Annotated in this window: 20 protein-coding genes; 13 read left to right on the forward strand and 7 right to left on the reverse strand. The window is 69.6% G+C overall.

The window, feature by feature from the left end:
- Positions 1-281 precede the first annotated feature (281 nt).
- A complete protein-coding gene (locus G406_RS0129835; protein WP_028936627.1) occupies positions 282-1,118 on the forward strand; it encodes an AfsR/SARP family transcriptional regulator in 837 nt (278 codons plus the stop codon).
- Here G406_RS0129835 and G406_RS50745 read toward each other — a convergent pair.
- Positions 1,103-1,756 carry a TetR/AcrR family transcriptional regulator gene (locus G406_RS50745; protein WP_051342881.1) on the reverse strand — a complete coding sequence of 218 codons (654 nt, stop codon included), beginning with the start codon at positions 1,754-1,756 and terminating at the stop codon, positions 1,103-1,105. The two genes, G406_RS0129835 and G406_RS50745, sit on opposite strands and share 16 nt — an antisense overlap.
- A 172-nt stretch (positions 1,757-1,928) precedes the next feature.
- Here G406_RS50745 and G406_RS0129845 point away from each other — a divergent pair, with 172 nt between their 5' ends.
- The 8 genes from G406_RS0129845 to G406_RS50755 are packed head-to-tail and all read left to right on the forward strand — an operon-like array spanning position 1,929 to position 9,012.
- Entirely contained in the window at positions 1,929-3,194 is a 1,266-nt protein-coding gene (locus G406_RS0129845) for a beta-ketoacyl-[acyl-carrier-protein] synthase family protein (protein ID WP_028936628.1), read from the forward strand.
- Positions 3,191-4,408, forward strand: coding sequence for a ketosynthase chain-length factor (locus tag G406_RS0129850; RefSeq protein ID WP_028936629.1), 1,218 nt, complete (start codon positions 3,191-3,193; stop codon positions 4,406-4,408). Before G406_RS0129845 ends, G406_RS0129850 begins: the two co-directional genes overlap by 4 nt.
- 18 nt (positions 4,409-4,426) lie before the next feature.
- Complete coding sequence (locus G406_RS0129855) at positions 4,427-5,626, forward strand: SRPBCC family protein (RefSeq protein WP_051342882.1); 1,200 nt, start codon at positions 4,427-4,429, stop codon at positions 5,624-5,626.
- Positions 5,623-6,552, forward strand: coding sequence for an MBL fold metallo-hydrolase (locus tag G406_RS0129860; RefSeq protein WP_028936631.1), 930 nt, complete (start codon positions 5,623-5,625; stop codon positions 6,550-6,552). Before G406_RS0129855 ends, G406_RS0129860 begins: the two co-directional genes overlap by 4 nt.
- 12 nt (positions 6,553-6,564) lie before the next feature.
- Positions 6,565-7,038, forward strand: coding sequence for a nuclear transport factor 2 family protein (locus G406_RS0129865; RefSeq protein WP_028936632.1), 474 nt, complete (start codon positions 6,565-6,567; stop codon positions 7,036-7,038).
- Positions 7,035-7,487 (forward strand): nuclear transport factor 2 family protein, encoded by a 453-nt coding sequence (locus G406_RS0129870; protein WP_051342883.1) that lies wholly within the window; start codon positions 7,035-7,037, stop codon positions 7,485-7,487. Before G406_RS0129865 ends, G406_RS0129870 begins: the two co-directional genes overlap by 4 nt.
- A 5-nt stretch (positions 7,488-7,492) precedes the next feature.
- Positions 7,493-7,801, forward strand: a complete 309-nt coding sequence (locus G406_RS54685; RefSeq protein ID WP_051342884.1) for an antibiotic biosynthesis monooxygenase family protein — start codon at positions 7,493-7,495, stop codon at positions 7,799-7,801.
- Positions 7,798-9,012, forward strand: a complete 1,215-nt coding sequence (locus tag G406_RS50755; RefSeq protein ID WP_037079335.1) for a cytochrome P450 family protein — start codon at positions 7,798-7,800, stop codon at positions 9,010-9,012. The genes G406_RS54685 and G406_RS50755 overlap by 4 nt, the downstream gene beginning before the upstream one ends.
- A gap of 126 nt (positions 9,013-9,138) precedes the next feature.
- Here the strand turns inward: G406_RS50755 and G406_RS0129885 are convergent, their stop codons facing one another.
- Positions 9,139-9,942 carry an AraC family transcriptional regulator gene (locus G406_RS0129885; protein ID WP_028936634.1) on the reverse strand — a complete coding sequence of 268 codons (804 nt, stop codon included), beginning with the start codon at positions 9,940-9,942 and terminating at the stop codon, positions 9,139-9,141.
- 54 nt (positions 9,943-9,996) lie between these two features.
- On the opposite strand from G406_RS0129885, the gene G406_RS0129890 reads away from it, so the two are divergent.
- Complete coding sequence (locus G406_RS0129890) at positions 9,997-11,193, forward strand: MFS transporter (RefSeq protein WP_037079337.1); 1,197 nt, start codon at positions 9,997-9,999, stop codon at positions 11,191-11,193.
- Here G406_RS0129890 and G406_RS50760 read toward each other — a convergent pair.
- From G406_RS50760 to G406_RS0129915, 5 genes are all read right to left on the reverse strand, one after another.
- Entirely contained in the window at positions 11,138-11,824 is a 687-nt protein-coding gene (locus G406_RS50760) for an antibiotic biosynthesis monooxygenase (protein WP_156935229.1), read from the reverse strand. The two genes, G406_RS0129890 and G406_RS50760, sit on opposite strands and share 56 nt — an antisense overlap.
- Before the next feature lie 75 nt (positions 11,825-11,899).
- Positions 11,900-12,721 carry a mycofactocin-coupled SDR family oxidoreductase gene (locus G406_RS0129900; RefSeq protein ID WP_028936636.1) on the reverse strand — a complete coding sequence of 274 codons (822 nt, stop codon included), beginning with the start codon at positions 12,719-12,721 and terminating at the stop codon, positions 11,900-11,902.
- Between the two features lie 21 nt (positions 12,722-12,742).
- Positions 12,743-14,197 carry a carotenoid oxygenase family protein gene (locus G406_RS0129905; protein WP_028936637.1) on the reverse strand — a complete coding sequence of 485 codons (1,455 nt, stop codon included), beginning with the start codon at positions 14,195-14,197 and terminating at the stop codon, positions 12,743-12,745.
- Between the two features lie 252 nt (positions 14,198-14,449).
- Entirely contained in the window at positions 14,450-15,178 is a 729-nt protein-coding gene (locus G406_RS0129910) for a TIGR03089 family protein (protein WP_028936638.1), read from the reverse strand.
- Positions 15,168-16,661: an LCP family protein gene (locus G406_RS0129915; RefSeq protein WP_051342886.1), complete on the reverse strand. Its 1,494-nt coding sequence runs from the start codon at positions 16,659-16,661 to the stop codon at positions 15,168-15,170. The genes G406_RS0129910 and G406_RS0129915 overlap by 11 nt, the downstream gene beginning before the upstream one ends.
- A 64-nt stretch (positions 16,662-16,725) precedes the next feature.
- Between G406_RS0129915 and rfbB the strand changes: the two genes are divergently transcribed.
- From rfbB to G406_RS0129935, 3 genes are all read left to right on the forward strand, one after another.
- Positions 16,726-17,715, forward strand: a complete 990-nt coding sequence (rfbB, locus tag G406_RS0129920; RefSeq protein WP_028936640.1) for a dTDP-glucose 4,6-dehydratase — start codon at positions 16,726-16,728, stop codon at positions 17,713-17,715.
- Positions 17,712-18,620 (forward strand): dTDP-4-dehydrorhamnose reductase, encoded by a 909-nt coding sequence (gene rfbD / locus G406_RS0129925; protein ID WP_037079339.1) that lies wholly within the window; start codon positions 17,712-17,714, stop codon positions 18,618-18,620. Before rfbB ends, rfbD begins: the two co-directional genes overlap by 4 nt.
- A gap of 355 nt (positions 18,621-18,975) precedes the next feature.
- Positions 18,976-19,815: a tetratricopeptide repeat protein gene (locus G406_RS0129935; RefSeq protein ID WP_037079342.1), complete on the forward strand. Its 840-nt coding sequence runs from the start codon at positions 18,976-18,978 to the stop codon at positions 19,813-19,815.
- Positions 19,816-19,960 lie beyond the last annotated feature (145 nt).

Genomic DNA, 19,960 nt, shown 5'->3' on the forward strand with positions numbered 1-19,960 from the left:
GGTGCACTGAATCTGGTCGGCTGCGGAGACGGTTCGGCCGACAGACTCTCAGTGTGGCCGATCCTGTAGGCATCATGGCTGGTAGGGGGCCTGTGTTCAATTCCTGAGATTCCGCTGACGATGGATCGTGGACTTGTATGGAATCCTTTTATTGGTTCTTGAATTCGCTATGACCGACATCACTCTGGTTGTTATCTCTGTCTGTTTACACTCATTCGTGTCGCTTCGTCGGGGGGTTCCGGTCGAACGTCTAATAGTGTTGATTGAGGGGAGTCGTACAGATGGATGCTCTGGTGCTCGGGTCGCTGGTTCTTCAGCACGGAGACCGGCAGGCGGTGCCGACGGCACGAAAGCCGCGTCAAGTCCTGTCGCTATTGGTTCTCAACGAGGGTGACATCGTGCCCACCACGTCCCTGCTGCGTGAGCTCTGGGACGAACGGCCGCCGAGAAGCGCCATGACGACGTTGCAGACCTACGTGCTCCAGCTCCGCAAGTTGCTTGCCGAGGCCCTCGGTACCACCCAGGCCGAGGTGGCCAGGGACGTCCTGCGGACCGGTGGCACCGGCTACCAGCTGTGCCTTCCGGGGACCGTGCTCGACCTGGAGAAGTACCGGGGTCTTGAGCGCGCCGGCCAGCACGCCTTGGAAGCGTCGGACGACGATGCGGCCACCGACCTGTTCAGCGAGGCGCTGGCGCTGTGGCGCGGCCGTGCGCTGGGCGACGTCGAGCACGGGCCGATGCTGCGGGCGGAGGCGGCCCGGCTGGAGCAGTCCCGGCTGACCATGGTCGAGTGCCGGCTCGAGGCGGAGTTGCGTCTCGGCCGGCACCGGGAGTCGCTGAGCGAACTAGCGGCGCTGGTCGTGCAGCACAGCTACAACGAGAACCTGTACGCGCAGTACATGCTGGCGCTGTACCGGTCCGGGTGCCGTACTCGTGCGCTGGACATCTACCGGCGGCTGCGTGCCTCGATGGTCGACGAGCTCGGGCTCGAGCCTTCTCCCCGCCTGCAGCGTCTGCAGCGGGCGGTGCTGACCGCGGCACCGCACCTTGACGATGTGGGCGGCGGTCGGTGGTCGAGCGTCGAGCTGGTGGGCCAGCCCGCTCAGCGTGGTGCGTAGCGTCGCAGGAACATCTCGATCGCGGCGTGGATGGTCTTCTCCAGCTCGGCATCGGTGACCGGGGTGGAGCCCAGTGAGGACTGGAGGAACGGGTCGAAGGTGACCAGTGAGAAGAACTGGCGCGCGGCTCGGTCCGGATCGTCCAGCTCCAGATATCCGCTCCTGGCGAGCCGGGCGAACCGGTCCGACAGTGCCTCGACGAAACGGATGGGGCCCCAGGCGCGCCACACGGTCAACAGGCTCGGATGGCGGCGTTCCTCGGCATGTAGGAGTCGTCGGATCGCAATGGCGTCCTCGTCCATGAAGCTCTTGATCATCTGCCAGCCGACACCGACCAGCTCCCGCTCGAACTCGGCAGGCCGTTCGGGGAACGCCGCGACGACTGCGAGCGCCGCCGAGCTGGACTGTTGCAGGGTGTCCTCGACCACGGCGACGAAGAGCATCTCCTTGTCCCTGAGGTGGTTGTAGATCGTCTGCTTCGACACGCCGGCCTCGGCCGCGACGGACTCGATCGTCGCGCCCGCGTAGCCATCGCGCAGGAACACGGTGCGCGCGGCCGTCATGATCGCGTGGCGCTTGTCGATGCGGCCGCGCAGCGGACCGTTCCACGGCTCACTCGCACGGGCGACAGTACTCACACGATCAGGGTAAGTCGCCACAGGCCACATTTGAAACAACATTCAGAACTGTTTCGCGACCTGACCGGTTCCGGGCCCTCGTCCGAGACGTATTCGAGGGTGGCTCGAGGCCGGTGCCGAAGGCTCGTAGGTGAGGACATCCCACCGGATACGACGGCTTCGAGGAGCACACGTGGACCGACGAGTTGTGATCACCGGGATCGAGGTGATCGCGCCGGGAGGAGCGGGCACCAAGGAGTTCTGGGAGCTGCTCACGTCGGGGCGCACGGCGACCCGGACGATCTCCACCTTCGACCCGACACCGTTCCGCTCCCGGATCGCGGCGGAGTGCGACTTCGACGCTGCGGGCGCCGGGCTGACCCCCCGCGAAATCCGCAGGCTGGACCGGGCGGCGCAGTTCGCCGTCGTGTGCACGCGTGGCTGTCTGAGCGACAGCGGCCTGGTCGAGGGTGACCTGGAGCCCACCCGGCTGGGGGTCAGCGTCGGCAGCGCGGTCGGCGCGACCACCAGCCTGGAGCGCGAGTACCTGGTGCTGTCGGACAGTGGCCGGGAGTGGCTGGTCGACCCGGACTATCTGTCCCCGCACATGTACGACTACTTCGTACCCAGCTCGACCGCCGCCGAGGTGGCGTGGCAGGCAGGTGCGCAGGGGCCGGTGGCGGTCGTCTCGACCGGGTGCACGGCGGGGCTGGACTCGGTCGGGCGGGCATTCGGGCTGATCGCCGACGGAGCGGCGGACGTGATGATCGCCGGTGCGACGGATGCGCCCATCTCGCCCATCGCGGTGGCCTGTTTCGACGCGATCAAGGCGACCAGCCCACGCAACGACGACCCCGCGCACGCGTCCCGGCCGTTCGACCGGACCCGCAACGGGTTCGTGCTCGGCGAGGGCGCGGCGATGCTCGTGCTGGAGGAGCGGGCGCACGCGATGGCGCGCGGCGCGCACGTCTACGCCGAGATCGGTGGCTACGCCACCCGGTGCAACGGCTACCACATGACCGGCCTGAAGCCGGACGGTCGTGAGATGGCGGAGGCCATCCGGCACGCGATGTCCGATGCGCGGTGCGCTCCCGAGCAGGTCGACTACATCAATGCGCACGGCTCGGGTACCGCGCAGAACGACCGCCACGAGACCGGTGCGTTCAAGGAGACGCTGGGGGAGCACGCCTACCACGTGCCGATCAGCTCGATCAAGTCGATGATCGGCCACTCGCTCGGTGCGATCGGTTCGATCGAGATCGCGGCGTGCGCGCTCGCCATCGAACACGATGTCGTGCCACCCACCGCCAACCTGCACGAACCGGACCCCGACTGCGATCTCGACTACGTGCCGAACGAGGCACGCGACGTCCCGGTGGACACCGCGCTGACGGTCGGCAGCGGGTTCGGCGGTTTCCAGAGCGCGATGGTGCTGCGCGGATTCGACGGTGCGCGATGACGCTCGACGGCTGCGCGGTGGTGACCGGGATCGGAGTGCTGGCCGCCACCGGACTCGGTGTGGACGCGTACTGGAAGGCGACACTGGCCGGTGAGTCCGGGATTCGGCGGCTCGAACGCTTCGATCCGGCCCGCTACTCCGCCGAACTGGCCGGTCAGGTCCCCGACTTCGAGGTGGCCGACCACCTGCCGAGCCGGCTGATCCCACAGACCGACCGGGTCACCAGGCTGGCACTGGTCGCGGCCGACCAGGCGCTCGCCGACGCGGGAGTCGGTGCGGCCAGCTACGCCGACTTCGAGATGGGCGTGGTCACCTCGAACGGGTCCGGCGGTTTCGAGTTCACCCACACCGAGATCAACAAGCTGTGGACACAGGGCCCGGGCCGGGTGAGCGTCTACGAGTCGTTCGCCTGGTTCTACGCGGCGAACACCGGGCAGATCTCCATCCGCAACGGCATGCGCGGCCCGAGCGGGGTCCTCGTCGCGGAACAGGCGGGCGGCCTCGACGCGATCGGGCAGGCACGACGCAACCTGCGCCGGGACGCCAAACTGATGATCACCGGCGGGGTCGAGTCGTCCTTCGACCCGTGGGGCTGGGTGTCGCACTGCGCGAGCGGCCAGGTGAGTACCGACCGCGACCCGGCCACCGCGTACCTGCCCTTCGACACCGGGGCACGTGGGTACGTCCCCGGGGAGGGCGGGGCGATCCTGGTGGTGGAGCGTGCCGACGCGGCCGACGCGCGTGGCGCGTCGTCCTACGGGCGGATCGCGGGACACGCCTCGACGTTCGATCCGCCGCCGGACAGCGGCCTGCCGTCGAACCTGGGGCGGGCTCTGACGCTCGCGCTCGCCGATGCCGGAGTGGCCCCCGGTGACGTGGACGCCGTGTTCGCCGACTCGGCCGGAGTCCCCGACCTGGATCGGGTGGAGGCAGCTGCCCTCGCCGAGGTGTTCGGGCCGTCCGGGGTCCCGGTCACAGCGCCCAAGTCGGGCAGCGGCCGGCTGTGCGCGGGCGGCGGACCGCTGGACGTGGCGACCGCGCTACTGGCGATGCGTGACGAGGTGATCCCGCCGACGCCGAACGTCCGCTCGGTGCCGGCGGAGTACCGGATCGATCTGGTCCTCGAGCCCCGGTCGGCGGGCCTCGGGGTCGTGGTGGTGCTGGCGCGCGGCCGGGGCGGATTCAACTCCGCGCTGGTCCTGACCAAGTCCTGACGAGGTAGGGAGAACACGATGATCGCGACCATGACGTTCGACGACCTGCGCGCGATGCTGGTCGACTGTGCCGGACTCGTCGAAGGAGTGGAGCTCGACGAACGCCACCTGGACACCGAGCTGGCCACGCTCGGCTACGACTCGCTGGCGCTACTGGAGATGGCCTCACGGATCAAACAGGACCTGGGGGTCCACATCGCCGACGAGGAGGTCACCGACCTGCGCACACCGAGGTTGCTGCTGGACCGGGTCAACACCGCGCTCGCCTCGGCCCGGGTATCGCCCGCGCAGCTGCACTCCGAACACGACATCATCGTGAACGCGCCGGCTCCGGCCGTGTTCGCGCTGCTCACCGACGTATCACTGTGGCCGGTCATCTTCAGCCCGACCGTGCACACCCGGCTGCTGGAGCGCACCGAGCACGGTGACCGGTTCGACATCTGGGCCACCGCCGCCGACGGGGACGTCAACACCTGGACCTCTCGCCGCACCTTCGACGCCGAGGCGGGTGTGATCACCTTCGCCCAGGACCGCGACACCCCGTTGTTCGGCTTCATGGGCGGCAGCTGGACCTGCGAACCGCGCGGCGACGGTCGCACCAGGGTGGTTCTCGGCCACCACTACAACCCGTCGCCGGACGAGCCGGACGCGGAGCGGGTGATCCTGCGCGAACTCGACCACAACGGCACCCGTGAGCTGGAGGCGTTGCGGGTCATCGCCGACCTTCCGGGGGACATCGCGTCGCTGCTGGTCAGCTTCACCGAGACGGTCGAGCTGGCCGGCCCAGCCGACCGGGCGCACGAGTTCATCTGGGCCGCCGACCAGTGGCCGTCCCGGTTGCCGCACGTCGCCGAGGTCACTCTGCGCACGCGAGGCGGCAACGCACAGGACCTGACCATGGCGACCCGCACCCCGGACGGCGCGCGGCACACCACACGGTCGGTGCGGGTGGGTCTGCCGGATCGGACGATCGCCTACAAACAGATCACGCTGCCCACGCCGCTGCTCGGGCACAGCGGCAGGTGGGAGTTCACCGACGGCCGGATCCAATCCACGCACACCGCGCTGATCGACCCGGTGGCGGCGGCCGCGCTGTTCGGCACGGACGTCCCGCTCGCCGAGGTCGCCCGGCGGGTCCGCGCCGCGCTCGCCGCCAACAGCTTGGCGACGATGGAGCACGCCGTGCGCTTCGCCGAGCTGGACCGGGTGGCCGGGTGACCACCAGGTTGCGCGCCCCGTTCGGTGAGCTCACCGAGGTGGCGGACGGAATACACGCGTTCATGCAGTTGCCCGGCGGCTGGTGTCTGAGCAACGCGGGCGTCATCGTCGGCCCGGACGGAGTGGTCCTGGTGGACACCGCGGCCACCGTGGCCCGCGCCGAGGCGTTGCGCGACGCGGTCGAAGGGCTGCGGCTGGGTCCGATCCGCACCGTGATCAACACCCATCACCATGGTGACCACGTGTTCGGCAACTGCGTGTTCACCCCGCCGGCCCAGATCGTCGCGCACGAGCTGACCGGACCGGAGATGGCGGCGGCGGGGCTCGGACTGCAGAGTCTGTGGCCCGACGTGTCCTGGGGAGACGTGGTTCTCGAGCTGCCCACCGTCACCTTCTCCCGCCGGATGACGCTGCAGCTGGGCGAGCGCAGGGTCGAGCTGCACCACGTCGGGCCCGCGCACACCACGAGTGATGTCGTGGTGTGGGTTCCGGACGCCAATGTGCTGTTCGCCGGGGACGTCGTACTACCCGGCTGCACGCCGTTCAACCTGATGGGCTCGATCCGAGGGTCACTCGCGGCACTCGACCGGCTGAGTGGGTTCGGCGCCGACATCGTCGTCGGCGGGCACGGCACGGTGAGCGGCCCCGAGGTGTTCGAGCAGACGGCGAGCTACCTGAGGTGGGTGCTGGAGCTGGCGGCCGAGGGTGTCGCGGACGGCCTGTCCCCGTTACGGACCGCCGGGCGCAGCGGGTACGGCGAGTTCGGTGGGCTCCTCGACCCGGAACGGCTGGTCGGCAACCTGCATCGTGCCTACCTGGAGCTCACCCGTCCCGACCTGCCGCTCGGTGCCGACCTCGACGTCCTCGGCGCGTTCGGAGAGATGGTCGAGTTCGCCGGCGGCCGGCCACTGTCCTGCTATGCGTGAGGAGAGGTACCCGTGAGCGCCCTGGATGCGGCCACGTACTACGAGCTCAAAGCGTTCTACTCCGACCATCTCGCCGGTCGCGACGACGGTGACACCGAGTCCTGGCTGGCTGGTTTCGCCGAGGACGCCGTCCTGGCGACGAACCTGCTCGACGACTCGTCGATCACCGGCAAGGCCCGGTTCGCTCCGAAGGTCCGCGCACTGGACGCCGACTTCGCGGCCGCCGGGATTCAGCGCCGTCATGAGACCAGCACGTTCGTCTTCGACCGCAACACCGACGGCACCGTGTCGTCCAGGTTCTACACCACCCTGCTCACCACCGGCGGCGACGGCGTCAGCCGCGTCCACTCGACGTCGGTCGCCACGGACCTGCTCACCAGGACCGAGGGCGGTTGGCTGGTCCTGTCCCGCCACATCCGCCGGGACGACCTGGCGCAGACCGAGGGCCGATCCGCACCCGAGCAACCGCGAGAGGAACCGTCATGACCCAGATCGTGATCTCCGAGGCCGGCGTGGACCGCGCCGCGCTGCACTGTCAGATCGAACAGTTCTACGCGGCCCAGATGCAGGTCCTCGACGGCGGTGACGCCGCGAGCTGGGCCGTCACCTTCGCCGAGGACGGTGTGTTCACCTCCAACGGCATGCCCGATCCGGTGGTGGGCAGGGCGGCGCTGGAGTCGGCTGCGGTGGACACCATCGCCCGGCTGAACGGGCAAGGAATCACCCGGCGGCACTTCGTCTCGAACGTGCGGATCGAGTCGATCTCCGACGGTGTCGTCCAGGTCGCCAGCTACGTGCCGGTCATCGACACCGTCGACGGCGTCGCGTCCCTCCGGACCAGCACCGTGATGCGCGACCAGCTGGTCCGGTCCGAGGCGGGTTGGCTGATCCGGCACCGCACCGTCACCCGCGACGACCTCCGATCGGAGGGCTGAACGACATGCTGACGCTGGTCAACACGTTCGTGCTCACCGGCGCTCCGGACGAGTTCGAACGGATCTTCACCGACACCGCCGACTTCATGAGCCGTCAGCCGGGATTCCTCGGTGCCCACCTGGTCCGCTCGACGATCGACGAGAACACGTACTTCAACGTCGCCCGGTGGGCCAGCCGGGAGGCTTTCGAGGCCGCCGCCGGGACGCCGCAGATGCGGGAGCACCGCACACACGTGCTCACGGTGGCGACACCTCGGCCACATCCGTGCACGACCGTGCACGTGGCAGCAGCGGCGGAGGGGTCGGGCGAATGACCGAGCTGGACGTACCCCGAGCGCTCGAACCGTCTCCGTTCTTCCTGGCCAGGAGCCCTTACGAACGTCACCGCCAGTACCGGGAGCTGAACCGTCGAGGCCCGGTGCACCGGGTCGTGCTGCCGCACGGTGCGCAGGTGTGGCTGGTGACCGGGTACGAGCACGCCCGCGCCGCCCTCACCGATCCCCGGCTGGCGACGACGGAACCGCTGTTCGCCGAGCAGCTACCGCCCGCGCTGCGGTCCGCGGTGGAGAGCCAGATGCTCAACATGGACCCTCCGGAACACACCAGGCTGCGCAAGCTCGTGACCGCCGCGTTCACCCGGCGCAGGGTGGACGGGCTCGCGCCCCGCGTCCAGCAGCTCGCCGACGAACTGCTCGAACCACTCGTCGGGCGGGCAGAAGCAGGATTCGACCTCATCAGCGAGTTCACCTACCCGCTGCCCATCGCGGTGATCTGCGAGTTGCTCGGAGTACCGCCCGACGGCAGGGACGGGTTCCGACAATGGACGTCGGCGCTGGTCAACGCAACGGTTCTCGGTGCGGACGCGCTCGTCGAGGCCAACGCGGGAATGGTCGAGCACCTCCGGGCACTGATCGACCAGAAGCGTGCACGGCCCGCTGACGACCTCGTCTCGGCGCTCGTCGCCGCGCGCGACGGCGGGGATCGGCTGAGCGAGGACGAGCTCACCTCGATGCTGCACCTGCTGATCGTCGCGGGTCACGAGACGACCGCGAACCTCATCGCCAACGAGGTCCGTGCGCTGCTGACCACCCCCGGGGCCTGGTCGCGGCTCGTCGCGGAACCGGAGCGGGTGCCTACCGTCGTGGAGGAGGCGCTGCGTTTCGACGGTCCGATCCAGACCACGCCGCAGCGCAGGGCGCGGGAGGACTTCGAGCTGGGCGGCGTCCCGATCACCGGTGGGGACATGGTCCTGATCGGTCTGCTGGCAGCCAACCACGACACCGAAGCCATCCCGGACGCGGACCGCTTCGACCCGGTCCGGGAACCGGTCTCGCACCTGGCCTTCGGCCACGGAATCCACTTCTGCCTCGGTGCGCCGTTGGCCAGGCTGGAGGCACGGGTCGGGCTGTCCAGCCTGCTGGCCCGTTTCCCGAGGTTGTGCCTGGCCGCACCGGAGGAGGAGATCGTGACCGCCCCGGGCGTCCTGATGAACGCGATGGAGTCCCTGCCGGTCACCGTCCACTAGCAGGCCAACTCGATCAAGCTGTTGCCCCGCGATTCCCCACGCCCCCGGCGGTCTTGCGCATCTACGTGCTGCGTCGCACATGTCCGGACATGTGCGACGCAGCACGAACACGTGCACAGTGCCCGTTCAGGCGACCGGGCCACGGCCGGGGGTGTGGCCGAAGGTGGCCTTGAAGACGTCTATGAAGGCGCTCGGGGTGGACCAGCCGCAGCGGTGGGCCACCGTGCTGACCGGCAGGTTCTCCGCGAGCAGGATCAGCGCCCTGTGCAGGCGCAGCTGGGTGCGCCACTGCGGGAACGTCATGCCCAGCTCGGTACGGAACAGCCGCGACAGAGTGCGTTCGCTGGCTCCGGCGACCGTGCCGAGCGCGGTGAGCGTGCGGTTGTCGGCCGGATCGTCGAACAGCAGCTGGCACACCGTCACCAGACGCGTATCGCGCGGGGTCGGCAACCGGATCGGCTGCTGCGATGAGTGCCGGAGCTGGTCGAGCAGGACCGCGCGCAGCCGGCGGCGAGCGTCGTCGCCCATGATGTCGTCGACCGTGTCGTCAGGGCGGTCCGCGGCGATCGGCTGGCGGATGAGGTCGTCACCGGCCGGGCTCTTCGTGTAGGCGATGATCAGCTCACGCAGCAGCGGACCGACCGCGAGCACCGCGGGGACGTGCAGGTCCAGCGGGTTGTCCGCGCCCACCCCGACGGTGCGCAGCTCGGTGTCGCCGTAGGCGCGATGCTCGTGCACCGTTCCAGCGGGCACCCAGATGGCGCGGGTCGCCGGCGCGATCCAGTGGCCCCGATCGGTCGCCACCGACAGCACACCCCGGGCCGCGTAGACGATCTGGTTGTCGTCATGACGGTGCGGATCGACGCCGCTGCCGGCCGCCAGGTGCATGACGGCGGTGCGGGCGATCGGGGCGTGGCGGATCGGCGACATCACTTGGCAGATTATCGGAAGCCAGCAAGCCGTGTGCTGCCGGAAGCTGGGACCATGACCGAGAAGCGGGTGCCGACGCTGCTGCTGGCGACGGCTCACGGGAGTGTGGATCTCTATCAGGGTGTGGTGCCGGTCCTGGTGCCCTTCCTCGTGGCCCAGCGCCACTACGACTACGTGGCGGTGTCCGGGTTCGTACTGGCCGCGAGCGTGTTGTCCTCGGTGGTGCAGCCGTTGTTCGGGCTGCTCACCGACCGGCACCGGATGCGCTGGTTGATCCCGGTGAGCATGCTGATCACCGGGATCGGGGTCGCGCTGATCGGGGTCGTGGACAGCTACCCGGCCACCCTCGCGGTGATCGCGGTGTCCGGGGTGGGTGTCGCGGGCTTCCACCCGGAGGCGGCCCGACTAGCGAGGTCGGTCACCGGTGGCGGACACGTGGGGATGAGCTGGTTCTCCCTGGGCGGCAACGTCGGTTTTGCGTTGGCGCCGGTCATCGCCACTCCGATCCTGATCGCCGGAGGCCTGGGCGCGGCGCCGTTCCTCGCGATCCCGGCGCTGATCGGCACCGCGCTGGTGCTGCCGATGCTGCGCCGGGACACCTCGAAGCCCTCGGCACGCGCGTCCCGCGACGGCATCGACGACTGGAAGGCGTTCGGCACGCTGTCGGCCATCATCGTGCTGCGCTCGGTCGCCTACGTCGGGTTGAGCACCTTCCTCGGGCTGTTCGTCCAGCAGCGCATGCCGCACGGCGCCGCCGCCAGTGGGCTGGCGTTGTTCGTGTTGTACGCGGCCGGTGCGGTCGGGACGGTGCTCGGCGGGCGGTGCGCGGTGCGCTGGGGGCGGTTGCGCACGCTGCGGGTCGCGTACCTGGCCTCGGCGTTCGCGCTGGCCGGGGTGGCGTTCGCGCCGGGGCCGTCGGTGCTGGTGTTCGTCGCGGCGGCCTCGCTCGGGCTGTACGTGCCGTTCTCGCTGCACATCACTCTGGGTCAGGACTACCTGCCGACCAGGATGGGCACCGCGAGCGGCGTGACCCTCGGTCTGGCCGCCAGCGTCGGCGGCGCGTTCGCGCCGGCCCTGGGCGCGATCGCCGAGGCGACCTCGCTCCAGGTGACCCTGGCCTGCCTGATCGTGCTGCCCGTCATCGCCTGGTGGCTCGGGCGGACGCTGCGCGACCCGGCCACCAGGACCGAGGCGCTCAGTGCCCCGAGTGTGGGGTCAGATGCAGCAGGAGACGGAAGCGTTCGAAGCTGACCCTGGTCCGTCCGGGGAACAGGTTGACCGCGTCGCGCACCGCACCGCCGGGTTCGTTCACGATCCGGCGGTGCGCCTGTTCGTCCGTCCACTCGGCCAGGTTCAGCACGTGCCGGCCGTCCAGGCTGACGTGAAAGTGCGCGCCGACCAGGCCGGGGACCGGCCGGGGACTGGTCCGTGCCGCGTCGAACACCCCGTCCACCCAGCGCCGGGCGTCCGGCTGACTGAACTGGGCCCGCACGGTGACGTAGCAGCCCGGCCGGGCCTCGGCGTCCGCGCCCGGTGCGCTGCGGTACAGCCGGTACTCGTGGCCGCCCAGCCGCTCGATGCCGGGGACGGCCGAGCTGATCTCCCGCCAGCGGTCCTGCATCTGCTCGCGGACCGAGGCCGTGTCCGAGCTGGCCCACCGGCTGTAGTGCATGAGCGTGTTGCCGTTGATGCTGCCGAAGACCGTGTAGTCCAGCAGCTCTGGCGAGGGCCATGGTCGGCCCTGCCACGCGGTGGCGATGGCGACGCCGGCGAGCATCTGCCGGTCCTGGTCGCCGACGCGCCACGTGGTGGCGATCGCGAGCTGGTCCGGCCCGGCGGCGCCGCGGGTGAGCTCGAGGGACGGGTTGGCGATGCTGGTCACGGTGATCCTCCGCTTGTCGAAGTGTCTCACCGATGACGCTAGGAGCTAAACCGAACTTGAGGTCAAGTCCATTGGTTAGGGTGTACTAAACCCCGCGTCGACCGGTAGCGCCACACCGGTGATGTAGCGGGCCTCGTCGGAGACCAGCCAGGCGATGGCGTTGCTGACGTCACTCGGCTCCAGGATGGTCACGTCCAGCAGATGCCCGACCTCCGAACCGTGCTCGGGCGCCTGCGGGAAGAACCTCTCCATCGCCTCGTTGATCACCATCGGCGTGCGCACCCCGCTGGGATGCACCGAGTTGACCCGGATGTCGTGCGGCGCCAGCCAGCGGGCCCAGTTGCGCATCAGACCGACCAGCGCGTGTTTCGCGGCCGTGTAACCGTCGCCGCCGCCCGACCCGCCGCCGATCCGGCCGGTCAGGCCCATGACCGAGCTGCTCAGCACGATCGAACCGCCCTCGGCTTGCTCGATCATCGTCGGTACGGCGGCGTGCACCGTGTTCCAGACGCCGGTGAGGTTGATGGCCAGCTGGTCGGCGAACGCCTGGGCCTCGCTCGCGCTGGGATCGGCCATCCCGATCCCGGCGTTGGCGAGCACGATGTGTACGCCACCGAGCTGGGCGACGCCGTCCCGGACCGCCGCGCCCAGTGCCTCCGCGTCCCGCACATCGGCCTGGACGGCGACGATGCGCCGGTCCAGAGCCTCCACCTCGGACACCGTCTCGGCGAGGTCGGCCTCGGTCGCCAGTGGGTAGGCGACCGTGTCGATGTCGCGGCAGATGTCCACCGCGATCACATCGGCGCCGTCACGGGCCAGCCGGATCGCATGGCTGCGACCCTGGCCCCTGGCGGCGCCGGTGATCAGTGCGACCTTGCCCTGTAGGCGTCCACTCATCGGCTCAGCCTACGGTGATGATCATTCGGTCGGCGCCCAGTTTCCGTGGAAGCCGTTGGGCACCCGGGACGGCAGGTGCACCGCGCCGACCGTCTCCATCGTCGCCGCGTCCAGGATGGTCAGGTCGCTGCGGTCGGTCGCGGTGTCGTAGACGAACCCCATGAGCACGCCGTCGTCCTCACCCGCATCCGGGCCGCTGGGGACGAAGACGAACTCGCTGCCCCTGCGCTGCGCCCCGAGCTGACGTGCCTCGGTCCGGCCGTTCACCAGGTCGTGCTTGAGGATCGCGTCCCCGGCGTTCGCGCCGGTGCCGGCCATGGTCTGCATCGCGTAGCCGTAGCGGTGCCGCAGACCCACCAGGCGCTCGTCGACCCTGGGGAACTCCTGCGGCCGGTCGTCGAGCCGGGACTCGCGGACCTTGCCGTCCGCCAGGTCGACAGTCCAGCGGTCCAGCGTCGGCTGGCCCTCGTTCGGCCCGTTGAAGTCGCTGGCGAACATCTTGGGGTGCCGCACGACGTCCAGCACGATGGTCTCGCCCTCGTCGTAGGCGTTGAGCGGGTGGAAGACGTAGCAGGGTTCGACGTCGAACCAGCGCACGTCGGCCGAGTCGCCCTCGCGGGGCATGACGCCGATGCGGGCCGGGTAGCGCGGGTCCCAGCGGTAGGGCATGCGGCCGTTGCTCGGCACGCTCTTCGCGAGCATCGCGGTGATCGGATCGGGCACTTTGACCTTGCCGATGAGCGCCGACATCACCAGCTTCGCCGGTGTCCGGAACGCGCGCGGCATCGGTGCGCCGGCGGCCGCCTGCTCGGCGTCGAACACCACCGGCAGGTCGTAGAAGATCACGTGGTTCTCGGTGAGGGAGAAGTCGTGCATCATCGGGCTGCCGGTCACCTCGACGTCCACCGTCCGCCGCGCGCGGCCGTCGGTGCCGATGACCGAGTACTGCACCTTGTTGCCCCACCCGAAGAAGTAGGACACCGCGTGCAGCTCACCGGTACGCGGGTCGCGCTTGGGGTGCGCGGTGTACCCACCGGGCAGTGTGCCGTCGAAGTCGCAGGTCCCGACCGTGTCGAGCTCGTCGGTCAGCTCGTAGTTGGCCGTGCCGCCTTCGACCAGCGCCAGCGTTCGCCCGGCGTGGGAGATGATGTTGGTGTTGGCGCCAGTCGAGGCGACCGGGGCGCTCCCGCGCCGGGGTGGCGGCTGTTCGCCGAGAATCCGGGCGACCGTCTCGGTGCGGATCCAGCGGTTGCGGTACCACTGCGCCTTGCCGTCGCGCAGCCGGACGCCGTGCACCATGCCGTCGCCGAGGAACCAGTGGTAGGTCGCGGGGTCGACCTCGGAGATCGGGTTGGGGCCGTTGCGCAGGTACCGGCCGTCGAGGTAGTCGGGGATCGTCCCGGTGACCTGCAGGTCGGTGATCGTCAGTTCTTCCCGGACGGGAGCGAAGTTGCCTTCGAGATAGTCGTTGGCCATGACGGTTCTCCTCGGCGAGCGTTCCATAACGTCGTTTCGATAACTGTAACGCTGTTACAAAACAAGCGCAAGAGGGTGCCCAGCTCGCACGGAGGCGCACCACCAGCCCCATTCGGGTCATCTCGCAGAGCGCGGTGCGGCCCGCGTGCTCGACCAGCAGAACCGCAGCTCACACAGAGGTTCTCGACGCCGCACAGAGGCCCCAGCCTCTGTGCGGCGTCGGCGAGGTCTGTGCGAGCCGGGATCGCGTGGTCAGGACAGGCGGTGGGTGACGCGCTCACTGTCGGCTCGGCGGTCCAGGGCGTCGCCCGAGGCGGTGTTGCGGCACTGGACCAGGGAAGCGCCCGCCGCCAGGACCGCCAGCGGGACGTCGAGGAGACCGTCTTCGACGGACCAGTCCCGGGTGGTCAGCACCCTGGCGGTGTCGGTGAGCCCGGCGTTGTCGGCGGCCTTTCGCGCGGCCGTGAGGGTGTCGTCGACCCCGCTGCCGTCCAGCGCGTCACCGGCGGTGCCGTGCTCCGGGGTGAAGAGGTCGCCGTGCAGCCTGACCTCGGTCGCGTAGTCGACGACCCCGGCGGGAAGGCCCGGTAGCCCGGCCCCGAAAGCGTGCAGTGAGAACGCCACGACGACATCCGCCCCGGCCGCCAGCGCCACGTCCAGCCGGTCGGCGTCGCAGCAGATCACGTCGGCGCCCTCGGCCGAGGAGACCACCTCGGCTCCGCACCACCAGGCGCCCAGCAGCACCGACAGCGTCTGCCAGTGCGCCGGCAGCAGTACCGCGACGCGGCCGCCCGGCTCGAGGTCGCACTCGTCGCGCAGCAAATTGGCGGTCTTCGCCGCCCAGTTGGCCAGCGTCGTCCCGGACAGCTCGATGCGTTCGCCGGTGGCGTCGTCGTAGTAGGTGACCAGGGGACGGGCCGCGTCCCTGGCCAGGATCGGGCCCAGCAGGGCGTCGGTCAGGGTCGCCGCGCTAGTCGACACAGGGGACTCCCTCGGCGGTGATCGGCGGACCGGCGGGCGGCGGGGGCGGTCCGTCGGACGAGCTACTGGACGACGAGTCGTCGTCGGCGCGGATGTCGGAGGTGGAGAAGCCCGAGGCCAGGTAGACGCGGACGGTGCCGGACGGCACGTCCTGGTCCTCCTCGGTCGCCACCCCGCCAAGGACCTTGGCGACCTGCTTGCCCGCGTCGGCGTGGCCAGGGGCGTAGTGCACGCTCGAGCTGTCCGGCTCGTCGATGTTGTCGGCCTTGCCGCGCTTGTAGCCCAGGTCGCTGAGCTTCTCGGCGACCTTGCCCGCCAGCCCGGTGCGCCCGGTGCCGTTGCGGACGTCCACCGTGAGGCTGCTCGGCGACACGGCCTCGTCCGCCTTGGCCGAGCCGGACGGCGCGGCGGCCGTGCTGGTGTCGGGTGCCGCGCCGGTCTTCTGTGCCACGAAATCCCGCACCTGGTCCGGGTCGACCGTCACCACGTCGCCGTGGTCGTTGGTGGTCTGCCCGGTGGTGGGGATGGTCAGGAACTCGATGTTGCCGCCGGCCAGGTTGGAGGCCTGCCGCGCGAAGCCGAGGATGTCCCAGCCGGAGTCCAGCACGACCGCTTCCTGCGCGGCGTCGATCAGGCCCTGCAGCTTGGTCGGGCTGGTCAGGGTGCCGGCGGAGAGGATCTTGTGCGCGACCGCGGCCAGAAAGACCTGCTGGCGGCGCATCCGGCTGAAGTCGGACTGCGGCAGCTCGTAGCGCTGCCGGACGAAGGCCAGCGCCGCGCCGCCGCTGATCGTCTGTGGCCCGGCGGGGAACTTCGCGCCGGAGCGGTACTCGTTGACCGCCTTCTTCAGGCAGACGTCGACGCCGCCGATGGCATTGGTCAGGCTGAAGAAGCCGAGCAGGTTGACCTCGGCGTAGTGGTCGATCTTGGCGCCGGTGAGCTGCTCGACCGTCTTGATCAGCTCGGTGCGGCCGGCGGTGCGGCTCTCCCGCTCGACGGTCAGCGCGTCCGAGCCCTTGTTGCGCAGCTTGTTGGCCGCTTCGACGGTCGCGGCCGGGTACGCTGAGTTGATCTTGTTCTTGCCGTACCCGGGGATGTTGACGTAGCTGTCCCGGGGGATGGAGATGCCGGTCGCCTTGCTGCCGTCGGCCGGCATGTGCAGCAGGATGATCGTGTCGGAGTTGAGGACGCCGTCCTCCGCGCCGCTGCGCAGCTCGGCGAGGACCTTCTTCGACAGCGGACGACCCTGCGCGTCGGTCCGGCTGTCCACGCCGACGAGCAGCACGTTGACGTCGGTCCCGGACGGCTTCGTGATGCCGCCGCCGGTGATCACGTCACTGGTCGCCATCCCGCCGGTCAGGTCGCGATAGAGGTTCCAGCCGATGCCGGTCGCCAGAAGTACGGTCGCCGAGAGCGCCGCGGCCAGAACGCGCAGGCCGATACGGCGTCCCGAGCGCTCGGTCGGGGCTGGCCGGTTCTCCACACCTCTCCTTACCCTCAAAACATCCTCTGCACCCGCCCGGTGGCGGACATGCCAGACTCCGGGCATGCGCATCCTGGTCACCGGCGGAGCCGGGTTCATTGGCTCGCATTATGTCCGGAGTGCCCTGACCGGAGGTTATCCAGGCTACGCGGACGCCGAGATCGTGGTGCTCGACCTGTTGACCTACGCGGGGTCGGAGACCAACCTCGCGGAGGTTTCCGGCTCGCCCCGATACAGGTTCGTCCGGGGTGACATTCGTGATACTGAACTGGTCAACGACCTGATGGCCCGAACCGATGTGGTCGTGCACTTCGCCGCCGAGTCGCATGTGGACCGGTCCATCACCGGCGCGGCGGACTTCGTGTCCACGAACGTCGGCGGCACCCAGATCCTGTTGCAGTCCGCGCTGGAGCACGAGGTCGGCAAGTTCGTGCACGTCTCCACCGACGAGGTGTACGGCTCCATCTCCGAAGGCTCCTGGACCGAGGACCACCTGCTGGAACCCAACTCGCCGTACTCGGCGGCCAAGGCGGGGTCGGACCTCATCGCCCGTTCGTACCACCGCACGCACGGCCTTCCGGTGTGCATCACCCGGTGCTCGAACAACTACGGGCCCTACCAGTTCCCGGAGAAGGTCATCCCGCTGTTCCTGACCAACCTCATGGACGGACGCACGGTGCCGCTGTACGGCGACGGGCTGAACGTGCGGGACTGGCTGCACGTCGACGACCACTGCCGAGGCATCCAGCTGGTCGCCGAGCAGGGCAGGCCGGGTGAGATCTACAACATCGGTGGCGGGACCGAGCTGTCCAACCGCGAACTGACCGAGCTGCTGCTCGACGCGACCGGCAACGACTGGTCGATGGTCGAGCCGGTGCAGGACCGGAAGGGGCACGACCGGCGCTACTCGGTCGACATCACCAAGATCAGCACCGAGCTGGGCTACCGGCCGTCGGTGCCGTTCGCCGAGGGCATCGCCCAGACCGTCGCCTGGTACCGCGACCGCCGCGACTGGTGGGAGCCCAAGCTGGCGCACCGGGCCCCGGTCCGGTGAGCGGGCGGATCAGCTGGCTGGTCACCGGAGCCGGCGGCCAGCTCGGCAGCGAGCTGGTGGCGCTGCTGCGCGCCGAGGACGAACACGTCGTCGCGGCGACCCGGGCCGAGCTGGACGTCACCGGCGACGGCGTGGCCGACGTGCTGCGGGACTGGGCGCGGACCGCGCACGGCCGTCCGGTGGTGCTGAACGCGGCCGCGTGGACGAACGTGGACGCGGCCGAGGCCGAACCCGACGCCGCCGCGGCCGCCAACGTGGACGGGCCCACACGGCTCGCCACCGCCTGTGACGAGCTGTCGGCGACGCTGGTGCACGTGTCCACCGACTACGTGTTCCCCGGTGTCGTCGACCCCGGATCGGCGCCGCGGCCGTACGAGGTGGACGACCCGGTAGGGCCCCGCACCGTGTACGGCGCCACGAAGGAAGCCGGCGAACGCGCGGTGCGGGAGCGGGCGCGGCGCCACTACATCGTGCGGACCGCCTGGGTGTACGGCGCGGTCGGCGGCAACTTCGTCAAGACGATCGCCGCGCTGCGTCACCGCCGCGACACCCTCGACGTGGTGGCCGACCAGATCGGCGGCCCCACGTGGGCGCCGGACCTCGCTGCCGGCCTGGTGGAGCTGGCGCGCTCGGACGCGCCGCACGGCACCTACCACTGCACCGGTGCCGGTCAGGCCAGCTGGTTCGAGCTGGCCAGGGCGGTGTTCGACGAGGTGGGCGCCGACCCGGAGCGCATCCGGCCGTGTGACACGGCGGCGTTCCCCCGGCCCGCGCCCCGACCGGCGTACTCGGTGCTGTCCGGTCGATCTTGGTCGGCGGCCGGTCTCTCGGTACAGCCGCACTGGCGCGACGCTCTCCGTTCGGCCTTCGAGTCAAGCCGTTCGTCGCTCGACACGCCGATCTAGTGACGTGCTTGCTCTAAAGGCCAGGTGCCGCTACGGCAGGCGGGTGAAAGGTTAACCGGGCCAATACCTTGCGCGAGGACGTTCTCGTTGTGTGAAGCATGGGTCTGGAGTGGATTTTACTCAGTGTTCTGATGGTCGTGGTCGTCTGGCTCGGCACCGACGCGTGCCGCGAGACCAAGCGATTACACGCCCGACTTGCCCGCGTGCAGCTACACCGCCCGATCAACACGGCGGGGCACGACTTACTCGACCGGGGCTGACCGTCACTCGTCAGCACCAGCAGAAACCGCCAGCGTTATAAAACAGTAGCCAATCGGCGTTACCAGCGTCGCCCGAATGGGTAACACTTGCGCTGATGGAGGACGAACCGCTCAGTCAACGCGCCCGTGCGCTCCTCGATGACGACGAGGACAGGCACGACGAGGCGATCGAAGTCCTGCGCCGCGCCATGGTCGCGCGAGAGCCGTCCGCTGTCGGACTACTCGCCAGGGCCTATCTCGACCGCGGCGACCGGCACCGCACGATCGAACTCCTTGCTCCCCGGGTCCGCGCCGGGCAGGCCGACCTCGCGTTGCAGCTCGCCGACGCGCTCGCCAGTACCGGCGACGTGGACCGTGCCGAGGACGCGTATCGCACCGCCGTCCGCGCAGGTGACGTCGCCGCGATGAACACCTTCGGCGTGTTCCTCCGCCACCGCGGCCGGCTACGCGAAGCCGAGCTGCTCCTGCGCCGCGCCGCCGACGCGGGCGACGAGATGGCCGTGGTCAACCTCGTCGCCGTCCAATGGGAATCCCACGGCGACCCCCGCACCGCACTGCACACCGCACTCGACTGGGCCGACGAGGCGAAACCGAGCACGCTGCTCGGCCTGGGGTTCATCCGGGCCGCACTCGGCCAGTTCGACGAGGCCGAACGGACCTACCGGCTGGCGGCCAAGCTGGGCGCCTACCGGGGCCACATCGAGCTGGCGCTGTTCCTGCAGGAGGTCCGGGAGGACACCGACGGCGCAGAAGCCGAACTGCAGACGGCAGAACACGAACAGGAACCCGGCTGGGCCCTGGCCTACGGCCAGTTCCTGGCCGACGTGGGTCGCACGTCCGAGGCCCGCGCCTACCTGGAGCACGCGGTCCACTGGGGCAGCCTGGAGGCGGCGGACATCATCAGCGAGCTCGACGGCGACCTGGACGACGACTAGTCGGGCGAGTCGGTTTTCATGATCACCACCGTCTGGTGGCTGTTTTCGGGCCGCGAAACAGCCGTGAGGCGGTGGTGATCATGAAACTGCTTCTGGTGGTCCGCCCGGCACTGTGTGGCACGGGACAGGCAAAATGGATACACAC

The sequence above is a fragment of the Actinospineispora spinosispora DSM 44797 genome, assembly GCF_000429025.1.
Taxonomy (GTDB): Bacteria; Actinomycetota; Actinomycetes; order Mycobacteriales; family Pseudonocardiaceae; genus Pseudonocardia; species Pseudonocardia spinosispora.

What these genes read in the sequence shown, in the direction of transcription:
- G406_RS0129855 (WP_051342882.1), top strand. Translation starts at nt 4,427, where the DNA reads ATGATCGCGACCATGACGTTCGACGACCTGCGCGCGATGCTGGTCGAC.
- G406_RS0129885 (WP_028936634.1), bottom strand. Translation starts at nt 9,942, where the DNA reads ATGTCGCCGATCCGCCACGCCCCGATCGCCCGCACCGCCGTCATGCAC.
- G406_RS0129905 (WP_028936637.1), bottom strand. Translation starts at nt 14,197, where the DNA reads ATGGCCAACGACTATCTCGAAGGCAACTTCGCTCCCGTCCGGGAAGAA.
- G406_RS0129835 (WP_028936627.1), top strand. Translation starts at nt 282, where the DNA reads ATGGATGCTCTGGTGCTCGGGTCGCTGGTTCTTCAGCACGGAGACCGG.
- G406_RS0129900 (WP_028936636.1), bottom strand. Translation starts at nt 12,721, where the DNA reads ATGAGTGGACGCCTACAGGGCAAGGTCGCACTGATCACCGGCGCCGCC.
- rfbB (WP_028936640.1), top strand. Translation starts at nt 16,726, where the DNA reads ATGCGCATCCTGGTCACCGGCGGAGCCGGGTTCATTGGCTCGCATTAT.
- G406_RS0129935 (WP_037079342.1), top strand. Translation starts at nt 18,976, where the DNA reads ATGGAGGACGAACCGCTCAGTCAACGCGCCCGTGCGCTCCTCGATGAC.
- G406_RS50755 (WP_037079335.1), top strand. Translation starts at nt 7,798, where the DNA reads ATGACCGAGCTGGACGTACCCCGAGCGCTCGAACCGTCTCCGTTCTTC.
- G406_RS0129890 (WP_037079337.1), top strand. Translation starts at nt 9,997, where the DNA reads ATGACCGAGAAGCGGGTGCCGACGCTGCTGCTGGCGACGGCTCACGGG.
- G406_RS54685 (WP_051342884.1), top strand. Translation starts at nt 7,493, where the DNA reads ATGCTGACGCTGGTCAACACGTTCGTGCTCACCGGCGCTCCGGACGAG.
- G406_RS0129850 (WP_028936629.1), top strand. Translation starts at nt 3,191, where the DNA reads ATGACGCTCGACGGCTGCGCGGTGGTGACCGGGATCGGAGTGCTGGCC.
- G406_RS0129870 (WP_051342883.1), top strand. Translation starts at nt 7,035, where the DNA reads ATGACCCAGATCGTGATCTCCGAGGCCGGCGTGGACCGCGCCGCGCTG.